Raw genomic sequence first — 563 nt, forward strand, 5'->3', positions numbered from 1 at the left:
TGTGTCTGTGTTGATGTATTACCTTGAGCATCTTCATAAGTCCAAGTAACTAATGTTGTTCCTTGAGCTGTAATTGGTAATGTTGCATCATTTGTAACTGTTACTACTCCTAAACAGTTATCTGTAGCCGTTGGATCAGTTAATGTTGTTACCTCACACTCTGCGGTTACATCTGCCAAAGTACCTGCATCAGCAACTGGCGGCGTAACATCTGTAATCACTACATTCTGTGCCTGAGTACTTGCGTTACCTTGTGCATCTGTATAAGTCCAAATAACTACTGTTGTTCCCTGAGCTGTAATTGGTAAACTAGCATCATTAGTAACTGTTACTAATCCACCACAGTTATCTGTAGCCGTTGGATCAGTTAAGGTTGTTATCTCACATTCTGCAGTTACATCAGCCAAAGTAGCAATATCTGCAACTGGCGCTGTAACATCTGTAATCACTACATCCTGAGTCTGTGTTGAACTATTTCCATTTACATCTGTATAAGTCCAAGTTACTGTTGTTGTTCCTTGAGCTATAATTGGAAGTGTTGCATCATTTGTAACTGTTACTAC

General features: G+C 39.4%; 1 protein-coding gene. It reads right to left on the minus strand.

Features of this window, described 5'->3' with window-relative positions; all coding sequences use genetic code 11:
* Positions 1-563, minus strand: a 563-nt coding sequence (locus tag QWY87_RS17810; RefSeq protein WP_435389590.1) for an HYR-like domain-containing protein, incomplete at both ends; no start/stop codon positions are given.

Origin of the sequence: Lutimonas halocynthiae, assembly GCF_030409835.1 — a bacterium.
GTDB lineage: Bacteria > Bacteroidota > Bacteroidia > Flavobacteriales > Flavobacteriaceae > Lutimonas > Lutimonas halocynthiae.